Source organism: Mycobacterium sp. MAA66 (assembly GCF_041261665.1).
GTDB lineage: Bacteria > Actinomycetota > Actinomycetes > Mycobacteriales > Mycobacteriaceae > Mycobacterium.
The window spans coordinates 146,546-163,247 of record NZ_JBGCCC010000004.1 but is presented as its reverse complement, the minus strand read 5'-3'; the positions used below and the strand labels follow the sequence as shown (position 1 = coordinate 163,247).

Annotated in this window: 16 protein-coding genes and 1 pseudogene; 10 read left to right on the top strand and 7 right to left on the bottom strand. The window is 64.9% G+C overall.

The window, feature by feature from the left end; translation table 11 throughout:
- Positions 1-145: 145 nt before the first annotated feature.
- Positions 146-2,692 carry an ATP-dependent chaperone ClpB gene (gene clpB, locus ABIA30_RS14985; RefSeq protein ID WP_370066647.1) on the bottom strand — a complete coding sequence of 849 codons (2,547 nt, stop codon included), beginning with the start codon at positions 2,690-2,692 and terminating at the stop codon, positions 146-148.
- 195 nt (positions 2,693-2,887) lie between these two features.
- Between clpB and ABIA30_RS14980 the strand changes: the two genes are divergently transcribed.
- The 5 genes from ABIA30_RS14980 (at position 2,888) to ABIA30_RS14960 (ending at position 7,076) form a co-directional block, all read left to right on the top strand.
- Positions 2,888-3,505, top strand: coding sequence for a hypothetical protein (locus tag ABIA30_RS14980; RefSeq protein WP_370066645.1), 618 nt, complete (start codon positions 2,888-2,890; stop codon positions 3,503-3,505).
- A 69-nt stretch (positions 3,506-3,574) separates the two neighbouring features.
- The gene (locus ABIA30_RS14975) at positions 3,575-4,240 is read left to right on the top strand and encodes a GAP family protein (RefSeq protein ID WP_370066643.1); all 666 of its coding nucleotides are present in this window, start codon (positions 3,575-3,577) and stop codon (positions 4,238-4,240) included.
- Between the two features lie 47 nt (positions 4,241-4,287).
- Positions 4,288-4,950, top strand: coding sequence for a GAP family protein (locus ABIA30_RS14970; RefSeq protein ID WP_370066641.1), 663 nt, complete (start codon positions 4,288-4,290; stop codon positions 4,948-4,950).
- Positions 4,951-5,001: 51 nt separating this feature from the next.
- Positions 5,002-6,168, top strand: a complete 1,167-nt coding sequence (locus ABIA30_RS14965) for an FAD-binding oxidoreductase (RefSeq protein WP_370066639.1) — start codon at positions 5,002-5,004, stop codon at positions 6,166-6,168.
- 41 nt (positions 6,169-6,209) lie between these two features.
- Positions 6,210-7,076 carry an aldose 1-epimerase gene (locus ABIA30_RS14960; protein ID WP_370067106.1) on the top strand — a complete coding sequence of 289 codons (867 nt, stop codon included), beginning with the start codon at positions 6,210-6,212 and terminating at the stop codon, positions 7,074-7,076.
- A 98-nt stretch (positions 7,077-7,174) separates the two neighbouring features.
- Here ABIA30_RS14960 and ABIA30_RS14955 read toward each other — a convergent pair whose 3' ends face one another.
- From ABIA30_RS14955 to dnaK, 4 genes are read right to left on the bottom strand one after another with little or no spacing between them, the layout of a single operon-like run.
- The gene (locus ABIA30_RS14955; protein ID WP_370066637.1) at positions 7,175-7,534 is read right to left on the bottom strand and encodes a heat shock protein transcriptional repressor HspR; all 360 of its coding nucleotides are present in this window, start codon (positions 7,532-7,534) and stop codon (positions 7,175-7,177) included.
- Positions 7,535-7,565: 31 nt separating this feature from the next.
- The gene (dnaJ, locus tag ABIA30_RS14950) at positions 7,566-8,753 is read right to left on the bottom strand and encodes a molecular chaperone DnaJ (protein WP_370066635.1); all 1,188 of its coding nucleotides are present in this window, start codon (positions 8,751-8,753) and stop codon (positions 7,566-7,568) included.
- Positions 8,754-8,781: 28 nt separating this feature from the next.
- Positions 8,782-9,435, bottom strand: a complete 654-nt coding sequence (gene grpE, locus ABIA30_RS14945; RefSeq protein WP_370066633.1) for a nucleotide exchange factor GrpE — start codon at positions 9,433-9,435, stop codon at positions 8,782-8,784.
- A complete protein-coding gene (gene dnaK, locus ABIA30_RS14940; protein ID WP_370066631.1) occupies positions 9,432-11,294 on the bottom strand; it encodes a molecular chaperone DnaK in 1,863 nt (620 codons plus the stop codon). Before dnaK ends, grpE begins: the two co-directional genes overlap by 4 nt.
- 182 nt (positions 11,295-11,476) lie before the next feature.
- Between dnaK and ABIA30_RS14935 the strand changes: the two genes are divergently transcribed.
- On the top strand, positions 11,477-11,719 hold the full coding sequence (locus ABIA30_RS14935) for a hypothetical protein (protein WP_370066629.1): 243 nt from the start codon (positions 11,477-11,479) through the stop codon (positions 11,717-11,719).
- Positions 11,720-11,746: 27 nt separating this feature from the next.
- Complete coding sequence (locus ABIA30_RS14930; RefSeq protein WP_370066627.1) at positions 11,747-12,361, top strand: hypothetical protein; 615 nt, start codon at positions 11,747-11,749, stop codon at positions 12,359-12,361.
- A gap of 425 nt (positions 12,362-12,786) precedes the next feature.
- Here the strand turns inward: ABIA30_RS14930 and ABIA30_RS14925 are convergent, their stop codons facing one another.
- Positions 12,787-13,401 carry a TetR/AcrR family transcriptional regulator gene (locus tag ABIA30_RS14925; protein WP_370067104.1) on the bottom strand — a complete coding sequence of 205 codons (615 nt, stop codon included), beginning with the start codon at positions 13,399-13,401 and terminating at the stop codon, positions 12,787-12,789.
- Between the two features lie 121 nt (positions 13,402-13,522).
- Here ABIA30_RS14925 and ABIA30_RS14920 point away from each other — a divergent pair, with 121 nt between their 5' ends.
- A complete protein-coding gene (locus tag ABIA30_RS14920) occupies positions 13,523-14,977 on the top strand; it encodes an FAD-dependent monooxygenase (protein ID WP_370066625.1) in 1,455 nt (484 codons plus the stop codon).
- Positions 14,978-15,156: 179 nt separating this feature from the next.
- Here ABIA30_RS14920 and ABIA30_RS14915 read toward each other — a convergent pair whose 3' ends face one another.
- A complete protein-coding gene (locus ABIA30_RS14915) occupies positions 15,157-15,780 on the bottom strand; it encodes a Fic family protein (RefSeq protein ID WP_370066623.1) in 624 nt (207 codons plus the stop codon).
- A gap of 335 nt (positions 15,781-16,115) precedes the next feature.
- Between ABIA30_RS14915 and ABIA30_RS14910 the strand changes: the two genes are divergently transcribed.
- Both ABIA30_RS14910 and ABIA30_RS14905 read left to right on the top strand, forming a co-directional pair.
- Entirely contained in the window at positions 16,116-16,403 is a 288-nt protein-coding gene (locus ABIA30_RS14910; RefSeq protein ID WP_370066621.1) for a hypothetical protein, read from the top strand.
- Between the two features lie 27 nt (positions 16,404-16,430).
- Positions 16,431-16,574, top strand: a pseudogene (locus ABIA30_RS14905) (ATP F0F1 synthase subunit C); the annotation flags it as partial.
- Positions 16,575-16,702 lie beyond the last annotated feature (128 nt).

Here is a 16,702-nt window from a genome sequence, read left to right as displayed (position 1 = left end):
AGCATCACGGTGCCGATTTGAACTCCGATCAGGAAGTCCGAGTCCGCTATGCCTGTGGATAAGTCCCCCACCAGACACATATGTCCCCGACACGCCGTGCGTGCGGGGACATATGTGTCTGTTCGCGGGGAGGAACGGGGAGGAACTAGCCCAGGGTCAGGCCCTCACCGTCGGCGCTGACGTTGACCGGCACCACGTCACCGTCGTGCACCTGGCCGGCCAGCAGCATCTTGGCCAACTGGTCGCCGATGGCCTGCTGCACCAGCCGGCGCAGCGGACGGGCGCCGTACAGCGGGTCGAAGCCGCGGTCGCCCAGCCACTTCTTGGCCTCCAGCGAGACCTCGAGTGTCAGCCGCCGCTGAGCCAGCCGCTTCTGCAGCTGAGCCAGCTGGATGTCGACGATCTGCACCAGCTCGCTGGGATCGAGCGCGTCGAACATCAGCACGTCGTCGAGCCGGTTGATGAACTCCGGCTTGAACTTGGCCCGCACCGCGGCCATCACGACCTCCTCGCTGCCGCCCGCCCCGAGGTTGGACGTCAGGATGAGGATGGTGTTGCGGAAGTCGACCGTGCGGCCCTGACCGTCGGTCAGCCGACCCTCGTCGAGCACCTGCAGGAGCACGTCGAACACGTCGGGGTGGGCCTTCTCGACTTCGTCGAACAGCACCACGGTGTACGGGCGTCGCCGCACCGACTCGGTCAGCTGACCGCCGGCGTCGTAGCCGACGTAGCCCGGAGGGGCACCGACCAGGCGAGCCACCGAGTGCTTCTCGCCGTACTCGCTCATGTCGATCCGGGTCATGGCGCGCTCGTCGTCGAACAGGAAGTCCGCCAACGCTTTTGCCAGCTCGGTCTTACCGACACCGGTCGGGCCCAGGAACAGGAACGAACCGGTGGGACGGTTCGGGTCGGCCACGCCGGCCCGTGAACGCCGCACGGCGTCAGACACGGCTGCGATGGCCTTCTTCTGCCCGATGACGCGCTTGCCGAGCTCGTCCTCCATGCGCAGCAGCTTGGCGGTCTCGCCTTCCATCAACCGCCCGGCCGGGATGCCGGTCCACGCCGCCACCACATCCGCAATGTCATCGGGTCCGACCTCCTCCTTGAGCATGACGTTCGCCTGGGCCTCCGCCTGGGGCAGCGCCGCGTCGAGCTTCTTCTCCACCTCGGGGATCCGCCCGTACCGCAATTCGGCGGCCTTGGCCAGGTCGCCGTCGCGCTCGGCCCGCTCGGACTCACCGCGCAGGTGGTCCAGCTGTTCCTTGAGATCGCGGACGATGTCGATGGCGTTCTTCTCGTTCTGCCACCGTGTCGTCAGCTCTGCGAGCTTCTCCTTCAGGTCGGCCAGTTCGGCCCGCAATTTCTCCAGCCGGTCCTTGGAGGCGGCGTCCTCTTCCTTGGCCAACGCCATCTCTTCGATCTCGAGGCGCCGAACCAGGCGTTCGACCTCGTCGATCTCCACAGGACGGGAGTCGATCTCCATCCGCAACCGTGAGCCCGCCTCGTCGACCAGGTCGATGGCCTTGTCCGGCAGGAACCGTGAGGTGATGTAGCGGTCGGATAGCGTGGCGGCCGCCACCAGCGCGGAGTCGGTGATCCGTACGCCGTGGTGCACCTCGTAGCGGTCCTTGAGGCCGCGCAGGATGCCGACGGTGTCGTCGACCGACGGCTCGCCGACCAGCACCTGCTGGAAGCGCCGCTCCAACGCGGCGTCCTTCTCGATGTACTTGCGGTACTCCTCGAGCGTGGTGGCGCCGACCATCCGCAGCTCACCGCGGGCCAGCATGGGCTTGATCATGTTGCCGGCGTCCATCGCGCCCTCGCCGGTGGCTCCGGCACCGACGATGGTGTGCAGTTCGTCGATGAACGTGATCACCTGACCGGCCGAGTTCTTGATGTCGTCGAGGACGGCCTTGAGCCGCTCCTCGAACTCACCGCGGTACTTGGCGCCGGCCACCATGGACCCCATGTCCAGGGAGACGACGGTCTTGTCCCGCAGACTCTCCGGCACGTCGCCGGCCACGATGCGCTGGGCCAGGCCCTCGACGATGGCGGTCTTGCCGACACCGGGCTCACCGATCAGCACCGGGTTGTTCTTGGTCCGGCGGCTGAGCACCTGCACCACGCGACGAATCTCGTTGTCGCGCCCGATGACCGGGTCCAGCTTGCCTTCCCGCGCACGGGCGGTCAGGTCGGTGGAGTACTTCTCCAAGGCCTGGTAAGTGCCCTCGGGATCGGGGCTGGTGACGCGGGCACTGCCACGCACCTTCACGAACGCCTCGCGCAGGGTCTGCGGCGAGGCGCCGTGGCCGGTGAGCAGTTTGGCGACGTCACTGTCCCCACTGGCCAGGCCCGCCAACAGGTGTTCGGTGGAGACGTACTCGTCGTCCATCTCGGTGGCCAGGTGCTGGGCAGCGGTCAGGGCCGCGACCGACTCACGGGACAGTTGCGGCGTCGAGTTGGCGCCGCTGGCGCTGGGCAGCTGGTCCACCAGGCGCTGCGCGTCGGCCCGGATGGTCGCGGGGTCGACGCCGACGGCCTCCAACAGGGGTGCGGCAATGCCGTCATTCTGGGTCAGCAGAGCCATCAACAGATGGGCCGGACGGATCTCCGGGTTTCCGGCGGCGGTGGCCGCCTGCAACGCTGAGGTCAGCGCCGCCTGAGTCTTCGTGGTCGGGTTGAACGAGTCCACGACACCTCCCTTTCGTCTAGAGAAAAATGCTTGTCCCTGTTTGCAACGCCGTCAAGGTTGAGTCTGTTCCGCTCAACTCTGAAAATTTTACGCCGCCCGATGAGACCATCCGCGAACTGCCCCCACTCCGCGCCGCGCGGGGGCGGTAATCATCGAAGATCGGTCGTTTCAGGCCCGCCGAGCTACGGTCTGTCCATGTCCGAATCCGGGGATTTCGAATTCGAGCGGAAGTTCTTCGTCCGCGAGTTGCCCGCCGTAGCGGCCTCCGATCCCACCCCCGCCCTGATCGTCCAGGCGTACCTCTTCGCCGCGGACGGGTACGCCGTCCGCGTCCGGGTGCAGGGGCCCGCCCCGGCCGAGTTGGACCTGCCTCCCGCCGCCCTCGTCGAAGCATTGGGCGACGAGTCGTTCGGGACCATGACAGCCAAGGGGGTCGCCGTCGGAGGCACCCGCTACGAGGCCGAACGCAACCTCGACCCGATGGTCGCAGGGCAGATCGTGCGCCGCTGCGAACACGTGGTCGCCAAGGTTCGGTACGCGGTGTGGCTCGGCGAGGATGGCTGGATCATCGACCGGTTCCTCGGCGGCAATGCGCCTCTCATCATGTCCGAGGTGGAGCGCGGCGGACCCGTCGTCGATCTTGCGATCCCGGCGTTCTGCGCCACCGAGGTGTCCGAAGACGACCGATTCCGCAACGAGTACCTGGCCCACCACCCCTACGGCGCCTGGGCCGATGCGTACCTTCGTGAGCTCGACCTTGTCGGCCCCACCTTCGTCGACACCCTGGGCCGGAACCAATTCGAAGGCAGCTGACCGGCAGGCAGGCGACGCCGCCACCGCGCTGCTACGGTCTCCGACGAATCCACCGAGAGGGCGCACGCGATGACTAACTGGGTCTCGGTTCTCACCGAACTGATCCCCCTCGCCCTGGTGATTGCGCTGTCTCCGCTGTCGATCATTCCGGCGGTGCTCATCCTGCAGACACCCCAGGCCCGAGTCACCGGTCTGACCTTCCTGGCCGGGTGGCTGCTGGCCATCGCCGTTGTCACCGGAGTGTTCGTCGAATTGGGCGCCCTGGTGCCCCACGCCGCCCAGCCCTCGACCACCGCGTCCTGGGTACGCATCGTGATCGGCACCCTGCTGATCATCTTCGGCGTCTACCGCTGGACCACCCGCAAGCACGCCACCGAAGAACCGGGATGGATGCGACGGCTGCGAACCGTCACGCCCGCAAGCGGTTTCGTCACTGCGGCGGTACTGGCGGTGGTGAACCCGAAGGTGCTGTTCATGTGCATCGCTGCGGGCCTGACCATCGACACCGACCAGCTGTCTGCGGCGGCAACCTGGACCGCGGTGCTGTGCTTTGCCGTCGTGGCCGGAAGTTCGGTTGCCATTCCGGTGCTGATCTACGCCGCGGCCGGCGAGCGCCTGGACCCGACCATGGCACGACTGGGTGACTGGCTGCATCGCCAGCACGCCGTGTTGGTTGCCGGGATCCTGATCGTGATCGGCGTGCTGGTCCTGCTCAAGGGGCTCACGCACCTCTAGCCACAGCGGGCGGCAGCAGGAAAATCGTCGACGAGAGGGGAGCGGTGATGTCGGCCAGCCTGGTCGCGGCGCTCTCCGAATCTGCGCCTCTGGCTGTGATCTTCGCACTGCAACCGCTGTCCATGGTTTCGGCGCTGGTCGCACTGCGCAGCGCACACCCCCGCTCGACCGGGCTTGCCTTTCTCGCCGGCTGGCTGCTGTCGATCGCGGCGTTGACCGGGCTGTGCGCCGAGGCGTTCGGGCGCATCGGCTGGCCGTATCCGCTCGCCACGGTGTGGATCCGCATCGGAGTGGGAACCGTCCTCATCGCATTCGGCGGCTTCCGGATCCTGCGCCGGGAGCGCCCGCACGCCGAACCTGAGTGGGTGCACCGGCTCAGCACACTGACGCCAACCCCTGGCATGCTCACCGCCGGCGTGCTGCTATTGGTCAATCCAGTGGCGATATTCCTCTGCGTCACAGCAGGTTTGATGATCTCTGTCCACGAGCTGCCGCTGCCGACGCAATGGCAGCTGGTGCTGTGCTTCACCGCGGTCGCCGGCAGTTCGGTGGCCATCTCGGTACTGACTTACCTGGTGGCAGGCAGTCATCCGGCCGCCGTGTTCGCCCGGTTGCGCTGCTGGGTCCAGGCTCATCCGGTGACCGTCTCCGCCGGCCTACCGATCGCCTTCGGCGCACTGCTGCTGTTTCGAGGCGTGACGGGCCGGTAGATGCCACGGCGCGGGGAGCCACCTCGCCGGGCCCACCTACACTCCACAAACGTGGGCCTGGAAGACCGCGACGCACTGACGGTGCTGCGCGCTGCCGTCGACCCGGCCCAGGGCGCCGACGAGGTGATCCGACGCTTTTACACACACTGGTTCTCCATCGACTCCTCCGCCCGCGATCTGTTCCCACCCGACCTGGAAGCCCAACGCGCAGCCTTCGGCCACGTCCTGTTCTGGGTGCTCGGCGAGTTCGTCGCGCAGCGCGCCGACGAACCGGTTGCCCTGCTCGCCCAGCTGGGCCGAGATCATCGCAAATACGGTGTGACACAACAGCATTACGACACCCTGGAGCGAGCACTGCTGGCCACCCTGCGGGACGCGCTGGCTGATCTGTGGGACCAGCCAGTGGCCGAGGCCACCACGCACGCGATCAATCTGATGGTCGGCGTCATGCGTGGCGCGGCGGATGCCGAGCCGGGGTTGCCGTTCCACGACGGCACAGTGCTCGAGGTCAACCGCGCCACTCGTGACGTTTCGGTGGTGCGGCTGCAACTCGACCAGCCCCTGCCGTACCACCCCGGCCAATACGTGACGGTGCAGGTGCCGCAGTGGCCCCGACGCTGGCGGCATCTGAGTCCCGCGATCCCGTCGGACCCCGGCGGCGCCATCGAATTCCACATCCGCTCGGTCAGCGGCGGCATGATCAGCCCGGCGATCGTCACCGAGACCAAACCCGGTGACCGCTGGCGACTGTCCAAGCCACACGGTGGGTTGCAGATCGACCGTAACGGCGGCGACGTCCTGATGGTCGCCGGCAGCACCGGCCTGGCCCCACTGCGAACGCTGATCATGGATCTGACCGAGTTCGGCGAGAACCCCCGCGTGCATCTGTTCTTCGGCGGCCGGTATCCCTGCGATCTGTATGACCTGCCGACGCTGTGGCAGATCGCCGCCACCAACCCGTGGCTGTCGGTGACGCCCGTGTCCGAGTTCTCCACCAACCCGCCATGGGCCGCGGACTATCCCGACCCGACTCCGCCTCGTGGTCTACATGTGCGCCAGACCGGCCGGCTCGACGAAGTCGTCACCCGTTACGGAAACTGGGGCGAGCGGCAGATCCTGATCTGCGGGGGCCCGCAGATGGTGACCGCCACCAAAGCCACCTTGATTTCCAAAGGTGCACCGCCAGAACGTATCCAGTACGACCCATTGGCAAATTGACTACGAGGAGACCCGTGAAGACCGAGCTCGACACCGTGGTAATGACATCGTCGGCGCTGACCGCGACCTTCGTGCCGGGCGCAGGCATGATCGGTACCTCCCTGACCGACGGGGACGACGAGTTCCTCGGCCTGCGCCGCGGCCTGGACGCCTACCTGACGAATGCCAAGACCATGGGGATACCGCTGCTGTACCCGTGGGCGAATCGGCTGAGCGCCAACAACTATGAAGTCGACGGAGCCGTGGTGACGTTGACCGCTGGCACCGGCGGCGTGCGAGCCGACGAGCATGGCGCTCCCATCCATGGCACCCTCGCCGCCCATCCGGGCTGGCTGGTGATCGACCGCACGGCCAATACCCTCACTGCCGCATTGGATTTCAACCGACCAGGGTTGCTGGCATCGTTCCCATTCCCGCACCTGCTCACCCAGCGCATCACCCTCGAGGACCGCACGCTTACCGTCGAGACCACGGTCCGGCCCACCTCGGCCACCGCGGTGCCACTGTGCTTCGGCTACCACCCGTACCTCACCATCCCCGGTGTACGACGGGAAGATTGGACCATCGTCACGCCGCAGATGCGGCACCTGGCCGTCGACGCCCGCGGACTGCCCACCGGGGAGCGGCATCCATGGGGCGGTGGCGCCGCACAACTCGGCACCGTCGCGTTCGATGACGGGTTCGATGAGGTCGAGGACGGTTCGGTGTTCACCGTGTCCGGTGGCGGCCGCAGCGTCTCGGTCAGATTCGAATCGGGCTACTCGGCCGCACAGATCTTCGCACCGGCCGGCGAGCAGGTGATCTGCTTCGAGCCGATGGCCGCGCCCACCGACGCACTTCGCCGCGGCGGCTATCGGGTGGCCTCAGGACATCCTGCGGTGCAACGGTTTTCCATCACCGTTGCCTAAAGCTCCTCCGCGAACAGATTCGAAAACCCCCAGATTCATCAAGAATCGGGGGGTCTCATCGGGGGCATCTCCCCGCCTGCGGGAGCAAGCTCGCGCAGCTATCGCCTGCCGCGGCGGGGCTCCCACAGCACCAGCGCGGTACTGGGCTTGCGCACGCGTTCCAGTTCGGCGGTGACCTCGGAGAGGCGGGACTGCAATGCCTCCACCTGGTTGGTCAGCTCGATGATCCGCTTGATACCGGCCAGGTTGACGCCTTCGTCCTGCGACAACCGCTGCACTTCACGCAACAGGTCGACGTCGTGCTCGGAGTAGCGCCGTCCGCCGCCGGACGTGCGCTCCGGGCTGACCAGACCGAGCCGGTCATAGGTACGCAGCGTCTGGGCGTGCATACCCGCCAGCTCGGCGGCCACCGAGATCAGAAACGTACGGGCTTGGTCGTTCTTGCGTTTCGCGCTCATCTACCACCTCGCCTCCTCGGGTACGCGCTCATCACTGCGACCCCGCCCAGCCCGCCCGTGGATCGAAGCCACCGGCCCGCTCGGCCTTCGCGTATGCCTCGAGTGCCTCGGCCGCTTCGCCTTCCAGGTTCGGCGGCACCGTGATTTTCACGGTCACCAGCAGGTCACCGTGACCGCCGCCGGTCTTGGGCACGCCACGGCCACGCACTCGCAAGATCTTGCCGTCCGAGGTGCCCTTGGGCACCCTGACTCCGACCTTGCCTTCCAGCGTCGGCACAGAAAGTGTTGTGCCCAAAGCCAATTCGTGGAAGCTCACCGGCACGGTTACCGTCAGGTCATCGCCATCACGGCCGAACACCTTGTCCGCGGTGACCCGCACGGTCACGTACAGGTCGCCCGACGGCGCCCCGCGCAAACCGGCTTCACCCTGTCCGGCCAACCGGATACGTTGGCCGTCAACCACACCCGGCGGGATCAGCGCGGTGATGGTCCGAGTCCGGGTGGTCACACCCGTCCCGCGACATTCATCACACGGCTGTTCGATGATCGAACCACTGCCGCGGCATTCGGTGCACGGCTCGGAGAATCCGAACGCGCCCTGATTGCGGTTGATGACGCCGGCGCCGTTGCAGTTCGGGCAGACCTTGGGGCTGGTCCCCGGCCGGGCGCCACTGCCGTGGCAGTTGGTACACGGCGCAGGACTGGTCAGGCGCAGCGGCATCCGCACGCCCTTGGCCGCCTCAAGGAAACTCAGCTCGGCCTCGGTCTCCAGATCGTTCCCACGACGCGGACGGCTGGGGCGCGCCTGCTGCGCGCCCCGGCCGAACAGCCCACCGAACAGATCGCCGATGTTTGCGCCGCCGGTCTGGCCGGCTTGGTCGAACAGGTCACCGAGATTGAATTCGCCGGTGTCACCGCCGAATCCACCGAAACCACCGCCGTTCCCGCCGCCGCCGCCGAACCGCCGGGCGAAGCCGCCGTTGGCGAAAAGCCTTCGGGTTTCGTCGTATTCGGCACGCTTGGCGTCGTCGGTCAGAACTTCCTTGGCTTCGGTGGCCGCCTTGTAGCGTTCCTCCGCCGCGTGGTTGTTCGGGTTGCGGTCAGGGTGGTTGTCGGCGAGGACCTTGCGCGCGGCGCGCTTGATCTCATCCTTGGTGGCGTCAGAGGTGACGCCGAGTTCCTTGTAGAAGTCCTTCTCGACCCATTCACGTTGAGCCATGTCGCGTCACCTCCTCAGCGTCGCTTGATTACTCGTTTGATTCTGGTTTCTGTTCTGTCGTGACGTCGGCATTGGCGGGCGTGTCGGGCGTATCCGTTGCTTCATCCGGGTGAACCCCGGTCGGCGTTGCGTCGACGACCCCGACCAACGCGTGCCGCAGCACCTGCTCGCCGAGCTTGTAGCCCTGCCGCATGATGGTGCCCAACACCGGGTTGGAACCGTCGCCTTCGTGCAGAACGGCCTCGTGCAACGACGGGTCGAAGGCATCACCCTCGGCGCCGAACGCTTCCAGGCCGATCCCGCCGAACGCGGCAGCAAGCTTGTCCGCCACCGACTTCAGCGGGCCAGACTCCAGATCACCGTGGGACCGAGCCCGATCCAGATCGTCGAGTACCGGCAACAACTGATGCGCGACAAGGGCTTTGGCACGCTCAGCGGCCGCCTGCTCCTGACGCACCGCACGCTTGCGGTAGTTGTCGTATTCCGCCTTGAGCCGCTGCAGGTCTGACTTGAGCTCGGCAGCTTCGTCGGTTGCCGGCGCGGCCGGAGCCGCAGCCGGGGCGTCCGGCGCCGACCCCTGCGGGGCCGACGCCGGAGCGTCCTCACGCTTTTCGCCGGTTTCCGGATCGATGCGCCGCTTGTCGGTGATGGTCACCGGCTCGTGCGAATCTCCCTGGCTCACTTGTGCTCCTGATCGTCCTCGACGACCTCTGCGTCCACGACGTTGTCGTCGGCGGCGGCGGCACTCGAAGCACCACCCGCGCCACTGGCGGCCTGCTCGGCCTGGGTGGCCTCGTAGATCGCCTGGCCCAGGGCCTGGCTCTCCACACCGAGCTTCTCCATGGCCGACTTGATCGCGGCGATGTCGGTACCGGCGAGGGCCGACTTGGCCTCGGCGATGGCACCGTCGACCTTGGCCAGCGTCTCCTCGGGAACCTTGGAGCCGCCCTCGGCCTCACGCTGCTCCTTGACGAACTTCTCCGTCTGGTAGACCAGCGACTCGGCCTGGTTGCGGACGTCAGCCTCTTCGCGACGCTTCTTGTCTTCCTCGGCGTGCGCCTCGGCGTCCTTGATCATCCGGTCGATCTCGTCCTGGGACAGGCCGGAGCCTTCCTGGATCTTGATCGTGTTCTCCTTGCCGGTGCCCTTGTCCTTGGCGGTGACGTGCACGATGCCGTTGACATCGATGTCGAAAGTGACCTCGATCTGCGGGACACCACGCGGGGCCGGCGGGATACCGGTCAGCTCGAACGAACCGAGCAGCTTGTTGTGCGAAGCGATTTCGCGCTCACCCTGGAAGACCTGGATCTGCACCGACGGCTGGTTGTCATCGGCGGTGGTGAAGGTCTCCGACCGCTTGGTCGGGATGGTGGTGTTGCGCTCGATCAGCTTGGTCATCACGCCACCCTTGGTCTCGATACCGAGGGACAGCGGGGTGACGTCAAGCAGCAGAACGTCTTTCACCTCACCCTTGAGCACACCGGCCTGCAGCGCGGCACCAACGGCCACGACCTCGTCCGGGTTGACGCCCTTGTTGGGCTCCTTGCCACCGGTGAGCTCCTTGACCAGCTCGGTCACCGCAGGCATACGGGTCGAACCACCCACGAGCACCACGTGGTCGATCTCGGAGACCGAGATGCCGGCGTCGGAGATGACCGACTGGAACGGCTTGCGAGTGCGGTCCAGGAGGTCCTGGGTGATCCGCTGGAACTCGGCGCGGGTCAGCTGCTCGTCGAGGAACAGCGGGTTCTTGTCCGCGTCGACGGTGATGTACGGCAGGTTGATCGAGGTGCTCTGCGAGCTGGAGAGTTCGATCTTGGCCTTCTCGGCGGCCTCACGCAGCCGCTGCATCGCCATCTTGTCCTTGGTCAGGTCGATGCCGCTGGTGGCCTTGAACTTGTCGACCAGCCACTGCACGACCCGCTCGTCCCAGTCGTCACCACCGAGGTGGTTGTCACCCGAGGTGGCCTTGACCTCGACGACGCCCTCACCGATTTCCAGCAGCGAGACGTCGAAGGTGCCACCACCGAGGTCGAAGACCAGGATGGTCTGTTCCTTCTCGCCCTTGTCCAGGCCATAGGCCAGCGCCGCGGCGGTCGGCTCGTTGACGATGCGCAGCACGTTCAGACCGGCGATCTGGCCGGCTTCCTTGGTGGCCTGACGCTGGGCGTCATTGAAGTACGCGGGCACCGTGATCACCGCGTCGGTGATGTCCTCGCCGAGGTAGGCCTCGGCGTCGCGCTTGAGTTTCTGCAGCGTACGGGCGCTGATCTCCTGCGCGGTGTAGTTCTTGCCGTCGATCTCGACGGCCCAGTCGGTGCCCATGTGGCGCTTGACCGAACGGATGGTCCGGTCGACATTGGTCACCGCCTGGTTCTTGGCGGGCTGGCCGACCAGCACCTCGCCGTTGCGCGCGAATGCGACAACCGACGGGGTGGTGCGGGAGCCCTCAGAGTTGGCTACGACGACGGGGTCGCCGCCTTCGAGAACCGCGACGACGGAGTTGGTGGTCCCGAGGTCGATACCGACCGCACGAGCCATAGTGATGCCTCCTGAATAGACATGGTTAAGGTGATCTGAGCGAACTGCGCTCAAGCTTGCTCTCTGCGGCGGCTGCCTGTCAAGCCATACTTGAGTCCAATGCACTCAACTTGTTGTCGAAGGCTTTAACGGAGGTAGTTCCAGATTTGTTCCCGATGCCCACCTGTCGGAACCCGGTTTCCGTGTCCAAGTCCCATTTGCATGTCCACGACGTGTCGACCAGTCGCGCCGGCCACGTTGCCGTCAAGCACCTGACCAGCATCGTCAAGTTGGATAAGTCGAGTGCGCTTGCCTGCACCAACGATCTGCTGGAGTGCCTCGAAGTCGAGGTGAACCACTCGGGCTTCCCACGGCTCTCCATGAAGTTCGTACCCACATCGGATCAACTACGGGTTCACGACACGGACGCCGACGTCGCGGCCTAGATTTGTGCGTGGCATCTTCTGGAGGTGATGACGTCGCAGACCGTCGTGATCCACCGACTGACCTACAAAGGGATCGAGGGGCCAGGTCAGAATCAACACCGCCCCACGCTGCCCGAGACGTTCGACGGTGGCGCCGCTGTCAGGGTTCACGACAAGCTCGCACGATTACGCACTGCCGTCCAGCACTGCCTGATCGATGTCAAAGGCGCCGATGTCTCCATGGTCCTGGTAACCACGTCGCACGGCCTGACGGGCGACGGAGTCATTCTTGCTGGCGGTGAGCTCAAAGTCAGCTTCTTTGACCGCGAGCTTGCGGCTGACAGACAAACGCTGGAAGAACTGTCGGACGCCGAGTACGTCGAACGTTGGCAGGGGTTCTACGACCGTGGCGAAAGGATGCCCTCTAGGACACAGATGATCGTCCAGAAGGAATCGGCGCTCCAGGCAACGCGTTCGGACTACGTGTTCACCGTGGACTCTTTGTCTGTCACAGGAAGGCAGTCCCCTGCTGAGTCCACCACCGGCCGTTCCGCCACGACCTCCACTAATGACCCCAGCCTTGCGTTGCTCAAAGAGCTCGCGTCTCTTCTCGGTGAGATCGCGCAGCTCTTGTACAACTCACCTCCGTCCTTTCTAACCTGAGGCGCACGAGCCCGCCGCCACGACCGAAACGCTGGTTATGCGCATGGAATCGACCGCGGTAACTACCGTGTCGGTGAGCGCAGCATCCCGCAGAGCGGATGTTCGCCGCCTCGCCGCGATCAGCTACCGACAGCCACGCAGCTCGGCACTGAGCAGCCGTTCATGAACGGGTGCGGGTGCACGATCAGGATCGATGGTGCGATCGGTCTCGCCGGCCCGAGCAGCGAACTCGTGCAACTCCATTAGGTCTCCCCTCTGGATTGATATGCTCGCGGCCCGTCGTCCGGTGCTACTGACAGTACGGCCGGCAGCCGACAAGTTGACGGGCCTAGCCTGTTGCGACAGAGGACATTGTTAATGGGCCATCTCGCTGACGACTCTTGGTCGGCACCGCCAGGTGAAAGGGACGGTCAACAGGCCCTCGGTCAGCTCGGCGGTACTGGGCTGATTCGGACGAGTCCGGTGAGGATCATGTCGAGACCGGTCTCAAATCGACAGTCGCGGTCTCCGGTGAGTATTGCGATGAGGTCATCGGCGTCGGCGGGCCGGCGGTGGTCACTATTGGCGACCTGCTGCACTAGCGAATCCCACTCGTTACTCGCTTTGAGCTCCAGGAACGCCTGTTCATCGACCACGAAACCGGTTGTGTAAGAACGCAACAGGGCGGCTAGCTGCCCTGGGCTGTACCCGGGTGCGGTGACCGTTTCTAGCAGTGTCATCAGCGTTGCCGAGAGCTTGAGGGTCGCGCCCAGCGGTGCGAAGGATCCAGCGATAATGCGTCCGCCATCCCGAAAGGCCAGCATCGCCTGGCGCATCCGTTCGCAACACGTCTTAACCTGCGCGACCGATGGTGCGGTGGTGTCGATGTCCGAAAGGTCGATGGTGGCGTAGACGGCGTCGGCCATCGCACGCTGCAGATCCTTACGATCCCGAAAATGCTTGTACAGGGCACCCGGAGTAACTTCCGCCGCGGCCGCGAGGCGGCGCATCGTCAGTGCATCCAAGCCGTTGGCGGCGACGTACTCGTGCGCGAGCGCCACCAACGTGTCCCGGGTTAATCCACGTTTGCCCATCGAAGACCAGCGTAGGGCCGGTGCTGTTGACAGAGCTTGCATGCCACCATAACTTGCGTGGTGAACATTGTTTACCAACGGAGGTGGGATGGCGGACCACGAGGTGGTAGTCGTCGGTGCCGGCCCGACCGGACTGATGTTGGCCGGCGAATTGGCGCTGGCAGGAGTCGATGTTGCCGTCGTCGAGCGGCGCACCGATCGCAACTTGGTTGGTTCGCGTGCCGGTGGCATGACACCGCGGACGATCGAGGTGCTCGACCAGCGAGGCATCGCCGATCGGTTCCTTGCCGAGGGCGCCATCGGGCAGCACGGCCACTACGCAGGGCTGTTCTTCGATGTCACCGACCTGCCGACCCGGCACAATTACGGGCTCGCGCTATTGCAATACCGAGTCGAAATGATCATGGCCGACTGGATCGCCGAACTAGGCGTACCCGTGCGCTACGGACGCGAGGTCACCGGCCTAGCCCAACAGGACTGCGGCGTTACCGCCACAGTGTCAGACGGATCGACGCTGCACGCCCAATACCTGGTGGGCTGCGATGGGGGTCGGAGTGTCATCCGCAGGGCAGCCGGAATCGCCTTCCCCGGATGGGATCCTTCAATCAGTTGCCTCGTCGCCGACGTCGACATGACCGATGAGCCACCCTGGGGACTGCACCGCCACGGTGGTTTCCACTCGTTCCTCAAATTCGCGGGCGAAAATGCCGTACGAGTGATGGTGACCGAACCAACGGCGGGAAACACCGCTCAACCCACGGTGGCCGCCCTCGGCGCAGCTCTCACGACTACCTGCGGAACAGATTACGGATTACGCAGTGCCACATGGGTTTCCCGATTCACCGATGCCACGCGCCAAGCTGCGACCTACCGCGCCGGCCGCGTGTTACTGGCCGGCGATGCCGCACACATTCATTTCCCGATCGGCGGGCAGGGTCTCAACACCGGGATCCAGGACGCGGTCAACCTGGGCTGGAAACTAGGTCAAGTCGTTCGCGGAACCTCCAGCGAGGAACTGCTCGACACCTACCACGCGGAGCGACATCCGGTCGGTGCACGAGTGCTGCACAACACCATGGCCCAAACCGCCCTCAACGGCCCCGGGCCACGTGTCGACGCGTTGCGCGACACCGTGACCGAACTGCTCAGCATGAACGAACCCCGCACCCAGATCGCCGCCATGATGTGCGGTCTGGACATCCACTACGACATCGGCGAGGGACACCCGCTGCTCGGCCGCCGCATGCCAGACATCGACCTCCATATGGCCTCTGGTCCCGCCCGACTGTTCACACTTCTGCATCAGGCCCGAGGCGTTCTGCTGACGTTCGGCGACCAAGAGTCGTACTTCGACATCACGCCTTGGTCGGACCGAGTGACAGCGGTGGGCGTGCAATTCAGCGGAATCTTGAAGCTCCCCGTCATCGGCCAAGTAGCGACTCCAAATGCGGTCTTGGTCCGACCCGATGGCCACGTCGCCTGGGTGGGAGAAGGCGCCAACACCACTGCATTGCCGGATTCGCTCGACAGATGGTTCACATGACGCCCAATCACTCCAAAAGCGCTGGCGAACAAGTTGATTAGTGCCGGTGCTGGTTGCCCCGTCCTCCCACAGGTTCAACACGGAAAGTTCGCCCAACGACTCACCGCAATGCCCCGCTCCCATCCGAAGGCCGTCGGCGACTTATCCGGCGATGCAGGAGCCGGAGATCGTTGGTGGGCTCAGGGTTCGATTGGCTGCACACCGATGAAGTGCGCAAGCTGATCGGCGTTCCGGCGTACGTCGAACTCACGGAGCAACTCGATGTAGCGAGTCTTGCCGATGTCCCAGTCGTACTGGAAGTCGACACGTTCTTGGGCCGCGATGTACACAAGGTCAGCGAGAAGTCTTGTCGTACGACCGTTTCCATCGACAAAGGGATGAATTCTCACGGTTTCGGCATGCACGGTCACACCGAGCACACGAGGCGTGAAGTCGTCGGTGCGCTCCCACCGGTATCGGATGTTGTCCAGAGTGCTGCGCAGTTCGACGGCAATCTGCTCCGGTGCGACCCCGATATTGACTTCATGCTGCCGCAACCGTCCGGCCCAGACCCAGATGTCTCCGTATAGGCTTGAGTGGAGGTCGCGGACGAAATAATCGCTCAGCAGTTCATCCAGAAGCAGCGAGCCCTCGATCGCCGCAGTAATCAACTCCTCGGACACCTGGTCCTGGATGCCTTGTTCAAGGTCGTACACCGCAGCTCTGGTGATGGGCACGTCGAGAATACCGACAATGCTGGGGTTCAGCGCAGTGAGCTCATCATGCGGGAGCGGCGTCTCGCCATAACCCGGAGCCAGCGGCATCAGTGCTTGTGGGACTGCCGTGCAGCAAGGAACTTCGTTACGGACGCTGACCGAACATAGCCGGCGGGGACTTCCCGGTTCTCCAACTTGGCCGACGCTCTGGTCGCCCGGGCAGCGGCCTTCTTGACGACCACCTTCTTGGCGATCGCCCGCTTATTCGTTTGGCGTTCCGCTGTCACAAATGCTCCACACATCGACTGACCACGCCCATCGTACCGACCGCAGTCGGCCACAGCACCAAACGTTTCAGCGCCGGTGCGCTGCGTCCGAGCTGGGGATTACGACAAGATAGCGAGAATCGTTGACTGACACGTTACTGAGAAACCCCAGGTCGCTTGGGAACAGTTCTGACAACTTCAGCGACTTCCTACACCACCGGCGATTCATACTTCCGCCTGCCCGCATACGGTGACGGCCCGTTTTGGGCCAGCCACATCACCGCCCTCGGGACCTGCGCAGCCACGATCAACCAACACAAGCTCACCCCGGGACGTCTCGCCCAAGCAATGCGCGTCGCCGTCGGCGATACCCGCCTACGCGACAACGCCCGCCGACTCGGCACCCTTGTCAGCGCTGAAAATGGTGCCGCACAAGTTATTTCGGCGATAAATACCCTGGTCTAACAATCCACTTAGAGGAGAGTCCCACGGCTGCTGACCCCGAAAGCCCGGCAGCCCGAAGCTCAACAACGAATGTTTGTGCCCTTCCTCATCACAGTTGGCCTGGTCGAGGCAGCATTTTCCATCAACGTCGCATTCAAGGCACTGTTCGTCTTCGCCACACCTCGCACGTAACCAGCCCTTGGCCAATCAGGGCTTTCGAATCCGGACAGACCGCCCGTCAGCCGCCGCGATCCACTCCGGATCGCCGCCAGCAGGGCCAAGCCCGGCTGACGGCGATGTGGGAGCGCCCTGGCGCCATT